14 protein-coding genes are annotated in these 19,281 nt (G+C 64.5%); 4 read left to right on the top strand and 10 right to left on the bottom strand.

The window, feature by feature from the left end; genetic code table 11:
* The first annotated feature begins 119 nt into the window (after window positions 1–119).
* A complete protein-coding gene (clpB, locus tag ACT3TS_RS02605) occupies window positions 120–2,735 on the top strand; it encodes an ATP-dependent chaperone ClpB (protein ID WP_444529925.1) in 2,616 nt (871 codons plus the stop codon).
* Window positions 2,736–2,829: 94 nt separating this feature from the next.
* On the opposite strand, the gene ACT3TS_RS02600 is transcribed toward clpB, so the two are convergent.
* Window positions 2,830–5,052 (bottom strand): hypothetical protein, encoded by a 2,223-nt coding sequence (locus tag ACT3TS_RS02600; RefSeq protein ID WP_444529924.1) that lies wholly within the window; start codon window positions 5,050–5,052, stop codon window positions 2,830–2,832.
* A gap of 325 nt (window positions 5,053–5,377) precedes the next feature.
* Between ACT3TS_RS02600 and ACT3TS_RS02595 the strand changes: the two genes are divergently transcribed.
* Window positions 5,378–5,608, top strand: coding sequence for a DUF3073 domain-containing protein (locus ACT3TS_RS02595; RefSeq protein WP_444529923.1), 231 nt, complete (start codon window positions 5,378–5,380; stop codon window positions 5,606–5,608).
* A 212-nt stretch (window positions 5,609–5,820) separates the two neighbouring features.
* Here ACT3TS_RS02595 and purM read toward each other — a convergent pair whose 3' ends face one another.
* The 7 genes from purM to ACT3TS_RS02560 all read right to left on the bottom strand — a co-directional run bounded on the left by purM (window position 5,821) and on the right by ACT3TS_RS02560 (window position 13,283).
* Complete coding sequence (gene purM / locus ACT3TS_RS02590) at window positions 5,821–6,969, bottom strand: phosphoribosylformylglycinamidine cyclo-ligase (RefSeq protein ID WP_444529922.1); 1,149 nt, start codon at window positions 6,967–6,969, stop codon at window positions 5,821–5,823.
* A gap of 24 nt (window positions 6,970–6,993) precedes the next feature.
* Window positions 6,994–8,559: an amidophosphoribosyltransferase gene (gene purF / locus ACT3TS_RS02585; RefSeq protein WP_444529921.1), complete on the bottom strand. Its 1,566-nt coding sequence runs from the start codon at window positions 8,557–8,559 to the stop codon at window positions 6,994–6,996.
* A gap of 78 nt (window positions 8,560–8,637) precedes the next feature.
* Entirely contained in the window at window positions 8,638–8,961 is a 324-nt protein-coding gene (locus ACT3TS_RS02580; RefSeq protein WP_444529920.1) for a hypothetical protein, read from the bottom strand.
* 65 nt (window positions 8,962–9,026) lie between these two features.
* On the bottom strand, window positions 9,027–9,380 hold the full coding sequence (locus tag ACT3TS_RS02575) for a sterol carrier family protein (RefSeq protein ID WP_444529919.1): 354 nt from the start codon (window positions 9,378–9,380) through the stop codon (window positions 9,027–9,029).
* Between the two features lie 55 nt (window positions 9,381–9,435).
* Complete coding sequence (locus tag ACT3TS_RS02570; protein WP_444529918.1) at window positions 9,436–10,440, bottom strand: asparaginase; 1,005 nt, start codon at window positions 10,438–10,440, stop codon at window positions 9,436–9,438.
* Between the two features lie 34 nt (window positions 10,441–10,474).
* Complete coding sequence (locus ACT3TS_RS02565; RefSeq protein WP_444529917.1) at window positions 10,475–11,002, bottom strand: hypothetical protein; 528 nt, start codon at window positions 11,000–11,002, stop codon at window positions 10,475–10,477.
* Between the two features lie 124 nt (window positions 11,003–11,126).
* Window positions 11,127–13,283 (bottom strand): trypsin-like serine protease, encoded by a 2,157-nt coding sequence (locus ACT3TS_RS02560; RefSeq protein ID WP_444529916.1) that lies wholly within the window; start codon window positions 13,281–13,283, stop codon window positions 11,127–11,129.
* A 336-nt stretch (window positions 13,284–13,619) separates the two neighbouring features.
* Between ACT3TS_RS02560 and purD the strand changes: the two genes are divergently transcribed.
* Complete coding sequence (gene purD, locus ACT3TS_RS02555; protein ID WP_444529915.1) at window positions 13,620–14,912, top strand: phosphoribosylamine--glycine ligase; 1,293 nt, start codon at window positions 13,620–13,622, stop codon at window positions 14,910–14,912.
* 15 nt (window positions 14,913–14,927) lie between these two features.
* Window positions 14,928–15,884 carry a phosphoribosylaminoimidazolesuccinocarboxamide synthase gene (locus ACT3TS_RS02550; RefSeq protein WP_444529914.1) on the top strand — a complete coding sequence of 319 codons (957 nt, stop codon included), beginning with the start codon at window positions 14,928–14,930 and terminating at the stop codon, window positions 15,882–15,884.
* Window positions 15,885–15,912: 28 nt separating this feature from the next.
* On the opposite strand, the gene ACT3TS_RS02545 is transcribed toward ACT3TS_RS02550, so the two are convergent.
* Together ACT3TS_RS02545 and ACT3TS_RS02540 are read right to left on the bottom strand one after the other, a co-directional pair.
* Window positions 15,913–17,154: a helix-turn-helix domain-containing protein gene (locus ACT3TS_RS02545; RefSeq protein WP_444529913.1), complete on the bottom strand. Its 1,242-nt coding sequence runs from the start codon at window positions 17,152–17,154 to the stop codon at window positions 15,913–15,915.
* Window positions 17,155–17,273: 119 nt separating this feature from the next.
* Window positions 17,274–19,274 (bottom strand): DUF6541 family protein, encoded by a 2,001-nt coding sequence (locus ACT3TS_RS02540; RefSeq protein ID WP_444529912.1) that lies wholly within the window; start codon window positions 19,272–19,274, stop codon window positions 17,274–17,276.
* Window positions 19,275–19,281: the final 7 nt, after the last annotated feature.

The following is a 19,281-nucleotide window of genomic DNA, read 5'->3' as shown; positions in this document are numbered from 1 at the left end:
CGCATGGCCCGGGTCTTGACCGCGGACAAGTCCGTGGAATAACATCCACCGAAGCAAAGTTGAGCGTAGTAGACTCAACTTTACGATGAGTGAGTCTCCACCCAACGAAAGGATCTCTCTTGGACGCCAAATTCACCACAAAGAGCCAGGAGGCTCTTTCCGCCGCCGCCATGAACGCCTCCACCGCCGGCAATCCCACGGTCGAGCCCGCCCACCTGCTCAAGGCACTCATGGACCAGCGCCAGGGTGTTGCCGTCGCCTTGCTGAAGGCAGCCGGGGTCGACCCGGATGAGGTCAGTGTCGGTGCCAGTGCGGCCATTCGCAACCTCCCGTCGTCGTCCGGCACATCCGTGGCCCAGGCGCAGCTCAGCCGCAACACGCTGCTCGTGGTGCAGTCCGCCCAGCAGGCCGCCGAGCGCATGGGCGACAGGTACGTCTCCACCGAGCACCTGCTTTTGGGGCTGGCGGACGACGCCGGAGCAACGGGAGGTGCCCTCCGCCAGGCCGGTGCCACCCGGGCGGCGCTCGACGCTGCGCTGCCGTCGGTGCGCGGGGACGGCAAGGTCACCACGCCCGATCCCGAGAACACCTTCGAAGCCCTGGAAAAGTTCGGCGTGGACATGACAGCCATTGCCCGCACCGGCAAGCTTGATCCGGTGATCGGCCGTGACTCCGAGATCCGCCGCGTCATCCAGGTGCTCAGCCGGCGCACCAAGAACAATCCCGTGCTCATCGGGGAGCCCGGCGTGGGCAAGACCGCCGTCGTCGAGGGCCTGGCCCAGCGCATGGTGGCAGGCGACGTGCCCGAATCGCTGCGCGGCAAGACCCTCATCAGCCTTGACCTCTCCGCCATGGTGGCCGGTGCCAAGTACCGCGGTGAATTTGAGGAGCGCCTCAAGGCCGTGCTGGAGGAAATCAAGGCCTCCGACGGGCAGATCGTCACCTTCATCGATGAGATTCACACGGTGGTGGGGGCCGGCGCATCCGAAGGTTCCATGGATGCCGGCAACATGCTCAAGCCCATGCTGGCCCGTGGCGAACTGCGCCTCATCGGGGCCACCACGCTGGATGAGTACCGCGAAAACATTGAAAAGGACCCGGCCCTGGAGCGGCGTTTCCAGCAGGTTTTTGTGGGTGAGCCCAGTGTCGATGACACGATCGGCATTCTGCGCGGCCTGAAGGAACGCTACGAGGCCCACCACAAGGTCGCCATTGCGGACTCCGCCCTGGTTGCCGCCGCCACGCTCTCCAACCGCTACATCAGCGGCCGCCAGCTGCCGGACAAGGCCATCGACCTGATGGATGAGGCTGCATCGCGCCTGCGCATGGAGATCGATTCCGCACCGGAAGAGATCGACCAGCTGCGCCGCGCCGTCGACCGGTTGACCATGGAGGAGCTGGCGCTGTCCGGTGAAAGCGACCCTGCCTCGGTGGAGCGCTTGGAAGCCCTGCGCGCCGACATGGCGGACAAGAAGGAGGAGCTTGCCGGTTTGAATGCGCGGTGGGAGGCGGAAAAGGCCGGGCTGAACCGTGTGGGTGATTTGAAGGCCAAGCTCGATGAGCTGCGTTCGGTGGCGGACAAGGCCCAGCGCGACGGCGACCTGGAGCAAGCGTCGCGGGTGCTGTACGGGGAGATTCCGGCGCTGCAGCGCGAGCTGGAGGCTGCCGCCGCCGAGGAGGAGTCCATCGACAAGCCCGAGCTGATGGTGGCCGAGGAAGTCACTGCGGACGACATTGCCGAGGTCATTTCCGCCTGGACCGGCATTCCCGCCGGCCGCATGCTGCAGGGCGAGAGCCAGAAGCTGCTGCAGATGGAGCAGGTCCTGGGCTCGCGGCTGATTGGCCAGTCGGCCGCCGTGACCGCCGTGTCCGATGCCGTCCGCCGCGCCCGGGCAGGCATCAGCGACCCGGACCGCCCCACCGGTTCGTTCCTGTTCCTGGGCCCGACAGGTGTGGGCAAGACCGAGCTGGCCAAGGCGCTTGCCGACTTCCTCTTTGACGATGAGCGCGCCATGATCCGCATCGACATGAGCGAGTACTCCGAGAAGCACTCGGTCTCCCGCCTCGTCGGGGCCCCTCCGGGCTACGTGGGCTACGACGAGGGCGGGCAGCTCACTGAAGCTGTGCGCCGTCGGCCGTATTCGGTGGTGCTGCTGGATGAGGTGGAGAAGGCGCACCCGGAAGTCTTCGACATCCTCCTGCAGGTGTTCGACGACGGCCGGCTCACCGACGGGCAGGGGCGCACAGTTGATTTCCGCAACGTGATCATCGTGCTGACGTCCAACCTAGGCTCCCAGTTCCTTGTTGACCAGAACTTGGCCGAGGATGAAAAACACAAGGCCGTCATGGCCATTGTGGAGGCCTCGTTCAAGCCGGAGTTCCTGAACCGCCTTGACGAGATCGTCATGTTTGATGCGCTGAATGTGGAAGAGCTTTCGCGCATTGTTGACCTGCAGGTGCAGTCGCTGGGTGCCCGACTGTACGAGCGGCGCCTGACCCTCGAAGTGACCGACGCTGCCAAGGCGTGGCTGGCGTTGACCGGCTACGACCCGGCCTATGGAGCCCGGCCGCTGCGCCGGCTGGTGCAGCGCCAGATCGGGGACCGGCTGGCCAAGGAGATCCTGGCCGGCGCCATCACCGACGGAGACACCGTCCTGGTGGACACGTCCGCCGACTTTGACGAGCTCGACATGGACTCGGCGGCAGGCTCCGGCCTGACCGTCAGCCGCAAGTAGCCTCCGCGGCCCCAAACAGCAGCGACCCGTGAGATAAGGCGGCTTGGATTTCCCCAAGCCGCCTTATCTCACGGGTCGCTGCTTTTTGGCTGTGTTACTTCGTGAGTGAGATTTTCAAGTTGTTGCCGTCCCTGGTGTCATGGATGAGGCAATCTACGCGACGGTCACCTGATTTGTCCCAGGAGGTTTCTGTTGGGTAGGCCGACATCGGCTTCAGAGTCTTGATTTTGGCGGCCTCGGAAGTCATCTGGACATCTGCGCAGACCTCAGCGGCCTTGGCCTTGAGAGCATCGCCACCGGGGAAATCTTCATCGTCGGCGTAGTAGAAAGCACCCACCAGCTGAGCCGAGTGTGGGCTGCTGCAAAGCACAACGTCAGCTGACTTGGAAATGCTGGTGAAATTTCGCAAGCAATCGCCTTCAAGCCAGTCCAATGGTGCAGCCATCGGGACTATGACACCGGCGTCGGGGTCCACGGTTTCGTCGGTGGGTGTTGCCTTGCCGGTGGGGGAGGCATCCTTCGTTGGCGTGGTGTCGCTGCTCGGCTCCGCCTTCGGGCTCTGCTGCTCCTGGGACTGCGTCACGGGGACCGGGCTGGGGCTTGCACTGTTGATGTTCCCCATGATGAAACCAATGAGCAGCCACACGAAGAAAACAATCAGGCCCAAACCGACGACAGCAACGCCGAGGATGATGAAAAGTTTTTTCTTGCCGTTGCCGTTCCCCTCCGAGCCACCGGGGCCGCCATTGCCGCCGGGACCCTGCGGTCCCTGCGGCCCGCCCGGATAAGCTGGGCCTTGGGGCCCGCCCTGGAATCCGCCGGGGCCCTGCGGGGCGCCAGGATAACCGGGGTTTTGGGGTCCTCCCGGGGTTCCCTGGGCCGGTGGAACGCCGGCGGCGCCGGAGTACTGTGGTCCACCCTGAGGCGGCATTCCCTGCTGTGGCGCAGCGGCTCCGTATGGAGGCTGCCCGCCTGCGGCATTCTGCTGGCCAAACGGGGTCGGCGCACCGTAAGGCGGCTGGCTGCTGGGCTGGCCAAACGGGGCTGGTGCTCCGTATGGCGGCTGGTTTGGCTGTTGTCCATAGGGAAGAGTTGCGCCGGAAAGATCTGTTGCAACGTTGGCATCCCCGTTGGCGGCAGGAAGGTCGCTGTTTGGAGTGCCATCCGTGGGCTCCGCCTGAGGCAGGCCGGAGTTATCGGCACCCTGTGTGGCGGCGAGGGCGGCAGCGGCGGCAGCAGCGTCTGCTTCGCCACGCGCCATCTGGGCTGGGGACTGCCATGCTCCAGCTTTGGGCTTCCAAGGAGTGGCCGACTGCGTCCACTGGGTCTCCGGGCGGCGCCAGCCATGGCCGTCCGCTACGCCGGGGCCAAAGTGCGGCGCTGCTTCAGCAGGTGCGGCTTCCTCCGGCGCTGCTTCATCCTGCGCGGCGTCAAGCGGTGCCGCTTCGGGTGATGGCACGTCTTCGCCCGCACCGGGAGCCAGGGTCGCGGCAGTTTCGTCGTCGTGCAGGTCTTGGGCCGGAACCTCAGGCTGGTGACCAATCTCTTGAGTCGGCTGCTCGTCCTGCTCCGGCGCTTCGAACGTGGGGCCCGGCGGGGCAGGCGGCATGGCCGGGGCCTGCGGCTGGGGCGCAACCGGCTCGGCGGGCACGCCGGAATCGGTCGGCAAAGGTTCGGCCGGCGCCTGGTGCGAAGACTCGGCCGGTTCGGCCGGCGCTCCGGGATCGGTTGGCAGTTCGGGCTGGCCGGGTGACACGCGCGGTGCGTCGTCCGGCAGGTTCGGGAGCGCTGTGGAGCCGTCTACGGACGAAGCGGGCTCGACACCAGCGGGCTCGGCGGCCACGTCGGACTCCGCAGAACCAGCGGGCTCGGCAGCCTCCTGTTGGGTCCAGGGATTGTTGGCGACTGGGGGCTTGGAGAAGTCGGTGCGCAGGACAGTGGTGGAGGTGTCCCAATCGACCGGCTCTTCGGGAGCGTCGAACGTTGGCGCGGGGAGGTCGTTGGTGAGGGGTGAAGAGACGTTCTTGGCAACCAGCTCGGCTTCGTGCTCCACCCGGGCGGCCTCTGCCGCAGCGGCTTGCAGGTCAACGCTTTCGGCGACGTCTTCACTGATTTCCGCGGCACCCAGCTGCGGCTCGGCAAATTCGTAGTCCGAGCCCGAAATGACAGGTTCCGGATTGATTGTCGTCTCCTCCGGCGACCCCTCGGCTGCCGGCGCCTGCTCCGCGGGTTCGGGCTGCTGCTCCGGCTGCTCAGCGGGCTCCGGCGGAGGGCTCTGCTGCGCGCCCTGATCGTTGGCGTTGCTGCTCTCGTTCATGGGGACTGACCTTCCGTGCTGCGCCTTGCTCTGCGCAGAAAATTGTGCGTGTGGTGAGGGGGGAAGTGTTTGCGGACACTCCGCGGATGCTTTGGCACGCCGCCCTCAAGGAATAAACACCCTGCTTATACGTGACTCTACCGAATAAAGCGTTCCGGGCGCTCCAACCGGATCGTTTGGCTATGGGCAGAACAACCCATGGTGGGATCCTGCCGCGGCAGAACTAATGTAATCTAGGAGTACGACAAATTGACCGAATATTCCGGAGCCTCGCTCTTAGCCCGAGCGACCACCTCCGGTCCAAGTGTAAAAAGGGGGTCACGCCATGGGGCGCGGCCGTCAAAAGGCGAAGGCAACCAAGCAGGCTCGGGACATTAAGTACTACTCCCCGAACACTGATTATTCTGCTCTGCAAAAAGAGCTCGGTGCGACTACTCGGCGAGCCCCGAGCCATCACAGTGAGATCCCTGCAGAGCCGGATTATTCGGCATATGAAGACAAGTATGCGGATCAGTTTGAGGACGACGACGACGTGGACTCCCGCCGCATTGGCTAGGAACGCTTAGACACCAAACGCAACAGACCCTGCACGACGCACAGCGAAACAGCTGAGGCGACGTGTGGGGATTTTGTTGTTCCGTTTCCACGAAAAAGGGACGACGCACGTGCTTGTCGCCGACCCAGCAAGAATGCCGCCGTTACCGCATTTTGCCGCAGGTGCACCTGCGGCAAAATGCGGTAACGGCGGCATTTTTCGTAAAAGAGGAACTACACCGCGTAGTTGCCGACCAGGCGGACAGCGCCGCCGTCAACACCCTTGGCGCCCTGGGTGTAGTCGGAACCGGTCTTGTCCGAGTCGGCGGACTCGGCAGTAACCGTTCCCATGACCCAGGACGGCAGCCCGCGTGAGTTCAGACGCTCAACGGCCGCGTCGGCGGCATCGGCGGAAACCACCGCCACCATGCCCACACCAAGGTTCAACGTGCGCTCCAGGTCGGCCAACGGGACATTGCCCAACTGCGACACCAGGTTGAAGATGGCCGGCAGGCTCCACGTGGAGCGGTCAACTGTGCCAATCAAGCCCTGCGGCAGCACGCGTGCCAGGTTGGCGGCCAAACCGCCGCCGGTGATGTGGCTGAAGCCATGCACGGCCTTTTCCTGCGTGACGGGCAGGAAGCGCGTGAGGTCCAGGCAGTCGGCGGCGTACACGCGGGTGGGCTCCAGGAGTTCCTCGCCCAGGGTGCGGCCCAGTTCGGAAACCTGGCGGTCCAGGGCCCAGCCGGCGTGGTTGATGACACGGCGGACCAGTGAGTAGCCGTTGGAGTGCAGGCCTGAGGAGGCCATGCCGATGATGACATCACCCGCACGCACCCGTTCCGGACCCAGCAGCAAATCAGCCTCGACGACGCCCGTGCAAGCACCTGCGACGTCGTACTCATCAGGAGCCAGCAGGCCGGGGTGCTCGGCGGTTTCGCCACCCACCAAGGCAGTTCCGGCAACCTTGCAGGCGCCGGCGATGCCGCGGACAATGTCAGCCACGCGCTGCGGGACAACCTTGCCGGTGGCGATGTAGTCCGTCATGAACAGCGGCTCGGCGCCAACCACCACGATGTCATCGACAACCATGCCAACCAGGTCGTAACCGATGGTGTCGTGGATGTCCATGGCCTGGGCGATGGCGACCTTGGTGCCCACGCCATCGGTGGAGGTGGCCAGCAGCGGCTTCTTGAACGTCAGCAGCTTGGAGGCGTCGTACAGGCCGGCGAACCCGCCAAAGCCGCCAACCACGGACGGGCCGTGCGTTGCCTTGACGGCTTCCTTCATCAGCTCAACGGCAAGGTCGCCCGCTTCGGTGTCGACACCTGCGCTGGCGTAGGTGATTGCCGCGGCGGCCGAATCATGGGAGGCGTTGGTCATGGCGTCTCTTTTCTGCGAATGCTCTTAGGAACCGTTGGATGCGGTGCGGTCTTGTTCGGTCAGGAGGGATTCCATTTCCGAGTCAGGTCCCGGGTCGCAACCGGTGGAGGGTGAGGCGTTGCCGGCCGCTGTGCGCTCGAGCAGGTTTTTGCCCAAACGGTCGCTGCTGGGAAGTTCAATGGGGTACGTGCCGGTGAAGCAGGCCGTGCACAGGCGTTCGCGCGGCTGTTCGGTGGCGTTGATCATGCCGTCCTCGGAGATGTACTCCAGGGAGTTGGCGCCAATTGACTTGGCGATCTCGTCAATGGCTGCACCGTTGGCGATCAGCTCGGCGCGGGAGGCGAAGTCGATGCCGTAGAAGCATGGCCAGCGCACCGGCGGTGAGGAGATCTTCACGTGAACCTCGGCGGCGCCGGCTTCCTTGAGCATCCGGACCACGGCGCGCTGGGTGTTGCCGCGGACGATTGAATCATCCACCACCACGATGCGCTTGCCGCGGATCACTGATTCCAGCGCGCTGAGCTTGAGTTTGATGCCGAGCTTGCGCAGGGTGTCGCTGGGCTGGATGAAGGTGCGGCCCACGTAGGCGTTCTTGACGAAGCCGTGGGCAAAGGGGATGCCCGACTCTTCGGCGTAGCCAATGGCTGCCGGGGTGCCGGATTCCGGCACCGGAATGACAAGGTCGGCGTCGGCGTGGTTTTCGCGGGCCAGCTGGCGGCCCATCTCGACACGGGACTCGTACACGGACCGGCCGGCAATGGTGGCATCCGGACGGGCAAGGTAGACGTACTCGAAGACGCAGCCGGCAGGGGTGGCGGGGGCAAAGCGCTGGGTGCGCACACCGTCTTCATCGATGGCGATGAACTCGCCGGGCTCAATTTCGCGGATCAAGCTGGCGCCGATGGTGTTCAGGGCGGCACCTTCGGAGGCCACAACCCAGCCGTTTTCAAGGCGGCCCAGCACCAGCGGACGGACACCGTGCGGGTCACGGGCTGCGTACAGGGTGTGCTCGTCCATGAAGACAAAGCTGAACGCGCCGTGGATCTTGGGCAGCAGCTCCATGGCTGTTTCTTCCAGCGAGCTGCCTTCCTCGCCGCGCAGCAAGGTGGTGACGAGGGCCGTGTCGGTGGTGTTGCCCTGCGCCATTTCCCCTGACGTGGGGGCGCCGTATTTGGCAATGACCATTTCGTGCAGTTCAGCAGAGTTGGTCAGGTTGCCGTTGTGCGCCAGCGCGACAGTGCCGGCGTCAGTTGCGCCCAGGGTGGGCTGGGCGTTGGCCCAGTTGGCGGAACCGGTGGTGGAATACCGGCAATGGCCAACAGCCATGTGTCCGGTCAGCGTGTTCAGTGTGGGTTCGTCAAAGACCTGGGATACGAGCCCCATGTCCTTGTACACACTGATCCGCTTGCCATCGCTTGTTGCGATGCCAGCCGATTCCTGTCCACGGTGCTGCAATGAATACAGCCCGTAATAGGTTAGTTTTGCAACCTCTTCACCGGGTGCCCAGATGCCCAGCACGCCACAAGCGTCCTGAGGTCCCTTTTCGCCGGGTAAAAGATCATGGGATAGTTTTCCGTCTCCGCGTGCCACCTGAAAATTATCTCATGTAATGAGGCTGGCCGTAACCGTTGTGACGGGCCCGGCCCGCGAGATGGTGGGGAGCGGCCGTCAGGCCGTTTCCGCGTGGGCGTTGCTGTTGTCGTCCGGCAGCGGCTCCACGATCAAGGTTTTTGCCCGGCGCCGGCCCTGCAGGTCAAGGACCAGGGCGACGATGGCCCCAAGTCCTGCACCCGGAAGCACCAGCAGGACGGCAAACAAGCCAAACACGCTGGAGGCTTCAAAGTCCTCGCTCGGCGGGAGCGTAAAAGTAAGAATTGCCGCCGCTGCAATGCCCACCAGGGCGCCTGCGATCAGGAACGGGACATACTTCGGGGCGGTGCGCACCTTGAGTTTGCGGGGCTCTCCGGAAGTGGTTTCAGGCTGGGAAGTCATGCTTCTAGGGTACCCGTCCCGGCTGGGAGCTCAGCCGGGTGCCGGGCCGGGGCTGACGCGGTCCGCTACAAGGGCAGTTCGGCCGAGAGGTCCGCGCGCAATCCCGAGGCTGCGACAAGGCCGCGTTCGACGGCGTCACCCCAGTCGGTGCCGCCGGTCACCAGCGCAAGCCAGGTCCCGGCGTCGCACTCCACCACGTTGGGAGGGGTGCCGCGGGTGTGCCGGGGCCCGGCGATGCACTGGGTGACGCCGAAGGGCGGCACACGCACCTCGACCGAGTTGCCCGGGGCGCGGGCGGCCAGCTCCTCGAGGGTGTAGCGGACGGCCATGGCAGTGACGGGGCGGGCGGCCTCCCCGTTGCGCCACGCGGCCAGGGCGGCCCGGCCCTCGGCAATGTCGATGCGGCGTCGGGCAACCATGCGCGCTCCTCCGGAATAGTGTGTGGGTTGCTGGTGCTGCTCAGTCCAGAACTGCTCAGTCCAGGAGTGCGACGACGGCCTGGCCCAGGCGCAGGCTCCCGGCCGGGGCGTGGCCGCCCATGACAGCCGGCACAACCCTTGCGAGCACGTTGGCCGCGGCGGGTATGTCGATGGCGCCCGCGGCCGCCAGCAGCGTCAGGCCAACGAGGGTCGCGGCCCGGCCGTTGCCGTCGAGGATCTTCACGGCAACACTCGCGCCGGTGGGGGCCGCCATGGCCAGCACGCCCTCGGCGCCCATCTTGGCCAGGATGCCCAATTCCTCCATGACCACGGTGTTTGGCTTGCCGTGGCCTTCAACCGCCCAGGGGTAGTCGAGCATGGAGGTCGCAATCGTGGCGGCCCGGGCATTGGCGTTCTTGTCCGACGGCGCTTTCGCCAGGGTGGTGAAGGCGCGGGCCAGGCCGGTAAGCGTAACTGCCATTACTGGCGCCCCGCAGCCGTCAACGCCGGTGTGCAGCACCGATTCACCGGTGTATTCCTCCAGCACGGTGCGCACGGCCCGCTGCATGGGGTGGTTGGGTTCCAAATAGCCGGACAGGTCCCAGCCGTTTTCAACACAGGCCCACAAAAAGGCTGCGTGCTTGCCCGAGCAGCTCATGGCCAGTTTGGACTTGTTGCGCTCGGTGCGGACCAGCCAGGCGCGGGCCGTGGCGTCGGAGGGCCAGGCTGCGGGGCAGCCCAGATGGGTTTCGTTCAGTCCGGCGGCCTTGAGCATCCCGGACACCGCGTCCATGTGGTCAAGGGAGCCCGTGTGGCTGCCGGCCGCGATGGCGACCTGGACTCCGCGCAACGGCACCCCTGCCTGCATGGCGGCAAGGGCCTGGAACGGCTTGGTGGCAGAGCGTGGATAGATGGCGGCGTCGGGATCGCCCAATGATGTGACAACTGAACCGTCCCCGGCCACGACCACGGCGGACCCGACATGCACGGACTCAACGAATCCGCTGCGTTCCAGGACGGCGAGCTCAACGGCGTCGTGCGCCCTGAAAGTATGGATCATGCTGCCATCTTATCGAGTGCAACAGCGCAAACTGCTACAGCGCTGTGGCAAGGCCGGTGGATTCCTTGATGACCAGGGGAACGTCGCCGGCAGGCTTGTCGGTCTCGGCGGCCTTGGCGACGGCGTCGAGCTTGTCGGACGCAACATAGATGGTCAGGGTTCCCCTGCGTCCGTCGGGGACGATCTTGTGGATCGCGGCACCCTGCCCGTCGGGGAGGTTCGCTTGCCATTTCGATACTGCCTGCACGGCGGTTTCCAGCTGTGCAGCGTCAATGGTGACAAGTGTTGCGACGGCGCCGGCCTCAGCCACGATGGCCGCAGCGGCGTCAGTGGTGACAGCTACATGCAGCTGGTTGTCTTCGATCCAGGAATCGGAGTAGGCGTCACCAAGCTTGTTGCGCAGGGAATCGTTGAGAGTCAGCAGCGCGCTGGAATCGTTGGCGCTGGTGGACTGGGCGGACGGTGTTGTTTCGGGACCGTCCTGCGGGGCGCATGCGCTCATGCCGAGGGCTCCTGTCATGGTGGCTGCGAGTACGACTGCTGCCATTTTCCTGCTGGTCATTGTGCCTCCCGTGCTTGCTGAGATGGTGGGGCCTGCATAAAGCAGTGGGTCCCATTCGCATTGAACGGGACCCACTCCTTTATGTTGTTACTGCTCTGGTGTCAGAGCTTATCGCTTTCAGCTGTTAGTTCACTGAGTTGCGGCGGCGGAAGAGCAGGAACGCAATTCCACCGATCAAGAGCACGCCACCTGCTGCGCCGAGCAGCATGGCCGAGCTGGACGCGCCGGTGTTGGCCAGTTCGTCGTCAGACGGTGCCGGAGTTGCTGCCGGTGCCGGTTCGGTGGTGGGTGCCGGTGCGGGCTCCGTGGTCGGAGCAGGCGCCGGTGCCGTGGTGGGGGCCGGTGCCGGGGCAGCCAACACCTTGAATGCGGAGGTGCCTGCCGAGGACTCGATGCCGTTGACAGTCTGCACTGCCGTGACTTCGTATTCGCCGGTCGCCAGCTTGGCGCCGAGTGAAACGCTCCACGTGCCGCCAGCAACTACTGCTTCAAGCTTGGTGCCATTGACATCCAGAGCAACGGTTGCGCCGTCAATGTTGGTGCCGGAGATGGCATCGGGGCCCTGGTCGGAGGCGAATTCCTGGCCATCGGTGGGTGAAGTGATTGCAGGAGCTGCTGGAACCACGGTGAACTTGTTTGTGGCCGTCTTGGAGTCGTTCCAGTCGGTCAACGTCTGCTTGGCCGTGACGGTGTACGCGCCAATTTCCAGTCCGGGTGACACCTTGAAGGACCAGGTGCTGTCCGGGCCAACAACGACTGTGCCTTCAACATCGCCTGTCAGCTCAATGGTTGCCCCGGCCTTGCCGGAACCCGTGATGACGGTGACGGGAGCTTCTGCTGTGCCGTCCTGGGCGGGTGAAGCGAATTCAGGGGTGCCCAAGGTCTGCTTGATGATCTTGATGGAACCCTTTGAGGTTGCTGACTTGTTGAAGCCGCTTGTGGCCTGGGCGGTGACCTCGAAGGTGCCGAACTTGTTCGGTGCCTTCACGGTCCAGTTGCCGTCCGCGTCAACTGTGGTTTTGGTGGTCTTGCCGTCGATCGTGACAGCAACAGTGGTGCCGGCGGGTGCGCCTGCAACCGTGCCGGTGACATCGGTGGAGCGGAATATCGGTTCGGTGGTGGTCACCTTGGGAGCGTTCAGCGCGATCTTCACCGTGTAGCCCTTGGCGTGCTTCAAGGCGTCGGTGAGGGACACGCCGTAAACATGTCCTGAACCGCCGGCGCTGATCATGCCAACTGCCTTTGTGCCAGAGATGATGGCTCCGCCGGAGTCACCCGGTGCGGACTCGAGGTCCGCGGAGGAGAATCCGCGGACCGCGCGCACGTCGTCCGGGTCTTCTTCGATGTTGTGGCCGCCAACGAGGAAGATTGTATTGGCTTCGTCGACAGTTCCACAGGTCCAGCCAGTGGTGCGGCCCGACTTGCAAATCTTGGCGCCGGCGACGGCATTGGAGACGCCTGTTACCTTCGGGCCCGAGGCCTTGGGGTCAGCGGGAGTGGTCCAATCAGTGACCTTGGCCAGCTGGTTCAGCTCGGGGTTGATGCCGTCAATGACAGCAACGTCTGTGCCGACATTTCCCGGATTGGTGTCCGGGTTTGTTGCGGGGGAGTTGTTGGCGCCGCCAAACTGCGAGAAGCCAAAGGTGCCCAGATCTTCGGTGAGGACGCCTCCCGCGCCTCCCTCAGCTGGTTCCGTGGTCGGATCGGTCAGCACGGTCTTCTTTGCGTTGCCGTCGGCGGCGCAGTGGCCGGCGGTGATGACGGCCGCCTTGCCTGCTGCGTTAAAGCCGTTCCAGCCGATTGAACATGCGGACGCGTCTTCGCCGGCAAACGCGGCATAACCCTGACCGTTGACAACGTCGCTGGCAAGGGGCTTTGCTGGGCCGGTGGTGCCTTCGGTGCCTTCGATCGTGACGTTGCCGAACGTGTCAGCGAACTCTTTAACCGAAGGCTTGGCGGGGGCCGCAGAGCGGGACATCGCACTGGCAGTTTCGGGGGTAGTGGTCGCCGGCTCTCCCGTGCGGATGGTGAAGTTGCCAGCGGCGTCAACCGCGACCGCCTCAAGCTTCTGGACGCCAAATTCTTTCACGTAGGCGGTGAACAACGATTCAACGTCGGTTGCCGGCTGAAGCTGAACCTCTGCTGTGATCGAGGCGGGTGCCTGTGCGGTCGAAGGTGCTGCCTGGGCTGCGCCGGCAGTCATGGTGCTGCCAATCAGAACAGCAGCTGCGGCGCAGGCCGCACCTCCGCGCGTTAAGAAGGCGCGTTTGGTTGCTTGCATGTAGTTAATCCCCCTGAAGGATGAAAGGTGTTCCGTGATGGATTCGAGGCGTCGCGCCTGATGTGGGCGGAAACGTGCCCGGATCGGGTTCGGGCGTGAAAATAACTTATCCGACAGTAAAGCTATCAAGTGGAATAAGTTGTGGCAAGAAATATTTGAAAGCTGCGTCACGTTCGCCCCTGCATCCCCTCTAGTCCGCGGAAGTCGCAACTACCCATTGACGTTTGACGTTTTTTGTGCTGTTCGAGCTGACCCAGGAACCATGCCAAGAGCAGCAGGCGCCCGCACCGGACGTCATTTTGCGGCCGTGGCGCTGAAGCCAAGTACCCTAAGAACGTGAAGGTTTTAGTCATTGGCCCCGGAGGCCGCGAACATGCCCTTGTCCGCTCGTTGCTCAGCGACCCCAACGTCAGCGAGGTCCACGCAGCCCCAGGCAATGCCGGGATCGCCGCCATTGTGCCAACCCACCAGATCAACGCCAGCGACCCCGCCGCCGTTGCCGCCCTGGCCCTGAAGCTGGAGTCCGACCTGGTGGTTGTTGGGCCCGAGGCCCCGCTCGCCGCAGGGGTGGCCGACGCAGTGCGTGCCGCCGGCATTCCGGTGTTTGGCCCCAGCAAGGACGCCGCGCAGCTTGAAGCGTCGAAGGCGTTTGCGAAGGCCGTGATGGCTGAGGCGCAGGTTCCCACGGCCATGGCCAAGGTGGCCGTCAACGGCGCCGAAGCCGCCGACGCGCTCGACACCTTTGGTGCCCCTTACGTAGTCAAGGACGACGGCCTGGCAGCAGGCAAGGGCGTCGTTGTCACCAACGACCGCGCCGAGGCACTCGCCCACGCCCAGTCCTGCTTCGATGTGGGCGGCACGGTCGTTATTGAGGAATTCCTCGACGGCCCAGAAGTTTCCCTCTTCGTTCTTGCCGACGGCCGGACAGTCGTCCCACTGGCTCCCGCCCAGGATTTCAAACGCATTTTCGACGGCGACGAGGGCCCCAACACCGGCGGCATGGGTGCATACTCGCCCCTTGAATGGGCGCCCGCCGGCCTGGTCCAGGAAGTCATCGACCGCGTGGCCCAGCCAACCATTGACGCCATGGCGCACCGCGGCACCCCGTTTACCGGCGTCCTGTATTGCGGCCTGGCGCTGACCAGCCGCGGCACCCGCGTCATCGAATTCAACGCCCGCTTCGGCGACCCCGAAACCCAAGCCGTCCTGGCCCGCCTCAAGACCCCGCTCGGCGGAGTCCTCATGGCGGCAGCCAAGGGCCAACTTGACGACATCGATGAGCTGCGCTGGGCACCCGAGACAGCTGTCGCCGTCGTGCTTGCCAGCGAAAATTACCCCGAGGCACCGCGCACCGGCGACAAGATCCGCGGGCTGAAGAAGGCCGGCAGGCTCGACGGCGTTCAGGTCCTGCATGCGGGAACGGGCACCGACGCCGACGGGAACACTGTCAGCGCCGGCGGACGGGTGCTCGCCGTCGTCGGGCTGGGCGTTGATCTTGAGGATGCACGCGAGCGGGCCTACGCCGGCATTGAACAAATCTCCCTCGAAGGCGGCCAGTTCCGCAAAGACATTGCGGCGAAGGCTGCCCGCGGCGAAATCACCGTGGCGGACACCGCCGCACAGGCATAAGGACAAGGCCGCACCATGAATTCAGCAATCCCCGCAGCTCCGCTACTGGCCGGTTGGACGCATGTCTACTCCGGCAAGGTCCGCGACCTCTACATCCCCAGCCCCGCCGGCTCCGGGGCTTCCGAAGCTGGCGAGCCCGCCCCGGACGGCCCGTTCGCGGGCCGAGACGATGTGGTGCTGGTTGTCGCCAGCGACCGCATCAGCGCCTTCGACCACATCCTAGCCACGGAGATCCCCGACAAGGGACGCATCCTGACAGGGTTGAGCCTGTGGTGGTTTGAACAGCTCAACGTGCCAAACCACCTGGTGGCAACCACCGTGGAGGACGGTGTGCCTGCCGAGGTGGCAGGACGTGCCATGGTGTGCAAAAAGCTTGAAATGTTCCCCATTGAGTGCATTTCCCGCGGTTACCTCACCGGTTCCGGGCTCATTGAATACCGTGCCTCACAAACGGTGTGCGGGCTCCCGCTGCCTGACGGTTTGAGTGACGGCTCCCGGTTGGCGGAAGCCATCTTCACGCCGTCGGCCAAGGCCGAGGTGGGCGAGCACGACGAAAACATCACCTTCGAAGCCATGGTGGACACTGTTGGGGCGGCCCCGGCCGAATCATTGCGCAAGCTGACCTTGGAGATTTACTCCCGCGCCGAGGAAATCGCCCGTGGGCGCGGCATCATCCTGGCCGACACGAAGGTGGAGTTCGGCACGGATCCGGCCACGGGCATCATCACCCTTGGCGACGAGGTGCTGACCCCTGATTCTTCGCGCTTCTGGGACGCGGAGCTGTGGGCCCCGGGGAAGGCGCAGCCCAGCTTTGACAAGCAGTATGTGCGCGATTGGCTGGCCAGCCCGGAGTCGGGCTGGGACAAGGCCTCCGACACGCCGCCGCCTGCACTTCCGGCGGACGTCGTGGAGCGCACCCGGGCCCGCTATGTTGAGGCATTTGAGCGGCTGACAGGCGCCACATTCGTCTAAAGGCCCTCGCGTTTAATTATTGGGTGGTTCAGCTGCCGTCCGCGTTGATGCCGGCCATGTGCTCCCCGGCAACGGCGGCGCGGTCCAGGGCGCCGGCCTGCACGTATCGTTCCTGTGCCTGCCGGTACGCGTCAAATGCCTCTTTCAGGCGGTCCGAGGCCTGCAGCGCGCTGCCCAGCAGCAACGCCGTGTCCCCGGCAATGTGTGGCGGGAGTTCAGCCTTCTGCGCCTCAATGTTTCCCAGCAACTCCAGCGCGACCGGCAGGTCCCCGTTGAGGTAGTTCCAACGGGCACGCAACAACGACACTTCCAGGGTTTCAGCCGTCGTGGCGCCGACCACGGAGTGTGCCAGCTCGCTGCGTTCAATGGCCTGCAGGGTGGCGGGTTCCACCACTCCCGCCATGAGCCGCACCCAGGCCGTGGCCTTGTTGAACTGCGCCCAGCGCGACAGGTCCTCTGAGGGGGAGAGCAGCCGGCCGGCCTTGGCATGGTGTTCAAGCCCCGTGCGAATGTCCTGGCGAATAAACGCGACATTGCCAATGACCCAGTGAATTTCCCCAGCCATCTGGGCAGGCGTTTCGTCGGTGACGGCCTCGGCCAGGACCTGCGTGTGCGTCCATGCTTCGTCCAGGCGTCCGGCCTCGGTCAGGGCGCCAACAAGGGTCTGCAGGGCCATCAGGTAGGCGCCAAACTCTTCGTCGCTGTCGCCGGAACCAATTTCAACGGCCTGGGTTGCATGGTCGATGGCGTCCTGCAGTGAGCCCTGGGCGAGCATTGCGGCCGACATGACCTGATGGGCCCGCAGCGACAAGGCGTCGCTTTCGGTGGTGAGGGGGTGTTCCAGCAGCAACTGCAGATCGTCGGAGGCGGCCTTGTTGTCGCCGTGTCGCAACAGCGAATTGGCTGCCAGGAACGTCATGTTCCACCACGTCACCAGGTCTTTGTTGGCGCGGGCAAGATCTGCGGCAGATTGGGCGTTGGTGGCTGCCCCGGCATAGTCGCGCGTGTCCCAACTCTGGCGTGCACAGAGGGAAAGCCGCAGATATTCGCTTTCCTCGGGGGAGGTGGTCTGCGCCCATTCGGCAATCGACGACGGTGCCAGCTGGAGCTGCCGGGCCAGCTGCCGGATGATGTCAGTGGTGGGTTCGCGGCGGGCGTTTTCAAGCAATGAAATGTAACTGGCCGAATACAGCTCACCGCCGAGCTCCCCCTGGGTCAGACCCCGGGACAATCGCACTTGTTTCAGCCGTTCACCAAAACTGCTGCCCACTTTGCTGCTCCTCGTTTGCCTGTCACCGTACTTATGACCGAACTCCGGGGCCTCATTAAACACGCCCTGCATAAAACCTAACAGAAGTTGTCACAGACAGGCTGACTAAAGTTTTCAGCTCATTGCCGGACAGGGACTCCGCCGCACAATGTGAGCTTGTACAGCTTGGCATGGCCGTCGCTCGCGACAAGGGTGAAGGCATCCGAATCGGGTGCCAGCGTCACGCCCGGATAAAGCGATCTGGGGTCATTGAAGGCAGGAATGTAATCGGTGCCAAAATCGAGCAGGTGGGTCACACCCTGCCGCTTCGCCGCCTCGCACACCTCCTGGTCGCTGCCGACACGGTTGAGCCAAAAACGCAGTGTATAGAGGTCCGTGTTCAGGTCGCCCTGCGAGCTGTACGGGAACAGCATTGTCCGTCCCGCCAGCGCCATCGCCAGCGCGGAGCCGTTGTATGGATTGTTGGCGATCACGTCGTCCTCGGTGGTGTAATTCCCCAGCCGGTGGATCAATGCCAGCTCCTGGGCGTCAACCTGCGCCAGCCCGTCAGGCTTCTCGGGCACGTTGTACATGATGCCCACTTGCCCTTTCATCTGCCACAAGCCCGGATTTGAGAAGGCAAGCACGACGGCGAGCCCCGCCGCCGCTGCCATCTTGCCGTTGTGCCGGGACAGTGCCGGGCCAAAAAAGGCTGTGGGGAACCTGGTGCCGAGCCAGTCAAGAAAGTGCACCAGGCCAAGGGCTGCCAGCGGCACCGCCAGCAGTGGCATCAAGGCGGCAATGCGTTCCGGGTTGTCCCACCAGGGGGCCATGGCGATGTTGGCCAGCGCAAAGTTGCTGCCGGCGGCAAAGGGGTAAGTGAAGGCCAGCAGGATCAAGGCGGCCGGCAGCCAGCGCAGCCCCGGCAGGCGGAACCCCGCGCGCACTCCCAAGACGACGAGGATCGTGAGGGCCACCGCCGGGAACCAGATGGGTGCAGGAGCGTGCGTGAAATTGCGCAGCAGTGCCAGCGGGAAAGACAGGAAGGCGGGGCTGGTGTAGCTAAACAGGCTCCGGATTTGTGGAAGTGCGAACAGTGCCGCTGAGAGGGCTGCCGTCACGAGCACCAGCAGGGCAACGCGGTTCCAGCCGTGGCGGCGGCTGCGGCGAAAACCAGAGCGCAGCCACGCGTACAGCAGGTAGCCGAGCAGCGGTGTCAGCACCAGCAGGACGCTGAACACGCCATTGGGCTGGGCGGTGACTGCCCCCGGCAGGAACAACACCACAAGGGTCAGGGCTTGAACCGGCTCCAGCCCGGTGTGGACGGCGGGGCGCAGAATCAGCAGCACCAAGCCGATTCCGACGGGGACAAGGGCGTTGGAGAGCGCGTTGGGGTAGGCGGAGCCGTACTGCAACAAGAGCCACGGAAAGGCCGGGAAAGCCGCGGCCAGAATCCCTGCACAGACGAGCAGCAGGTGCCTGCCACCAAAAAGCACGCGGGTCAGGAACACGCAGCTGAGCGGCCACACCGTGCCGGCCACGGCAAGCCACATGATGTTCGTGGCAGCGGGGATGCTGATGCCCGTGACAATGGCCAGCAGGCTGGCGAGCCCGTGCCATGCACCCGGGTAAAAGGCGGCTTTGCCGCTGGGCAGGATGAATCCGGAGATGGCGAAGGATGAGGCGTTGGACTGTTCAACGGCAAATGCGGTGGCGTTGAGATGGAACACCGAGTCGTAGCCCTGGGTGAACTGTTCGGGGTTGACGGCAACCAAGGTGAGCAGCGCCGTCGTCATTGCCAGCGCGAGGACAACACCGATGGCGGCCGGAACAACGCCAGTACTGGTTTTTTGGGCGACTGCGGGCGAGGCCGCCGCCAGCGCAGGGATGAAGCGCCGCGCCGCCCAGGCCGCCGCCGTTGCAATGGCGGTGCCAAGCAGCACCACGGGAATGTGCCAGGGGAGATGGATCAGCGGCGCAACCACGGCGCTGACGGCCACGATCGACACCGACACCGCAGGGGCCAGGCAAAATGCCATCAAGCCACGCACCCGCAGCACCGCCAGCACGGCTGCGCCGGGCACCGCCAGTATCAGCAACGCCACAGCGAACGCCGGCAGCGCTTCAAACCAAGAACTCACCCAAACA

This window comes from Specibacter sp. AOP5-B1-6, assembly GCF_052376555.1.
Lineage (GTDB): Bacteria > Actinomycetota > Actinomycetes > Actinomycetales > Micrococcaceae > Specibacter.
Note: the sequence above shows the minus strand (reverse complement) of the source record. Positions and strands in the feature narration are given on the sequence as shown.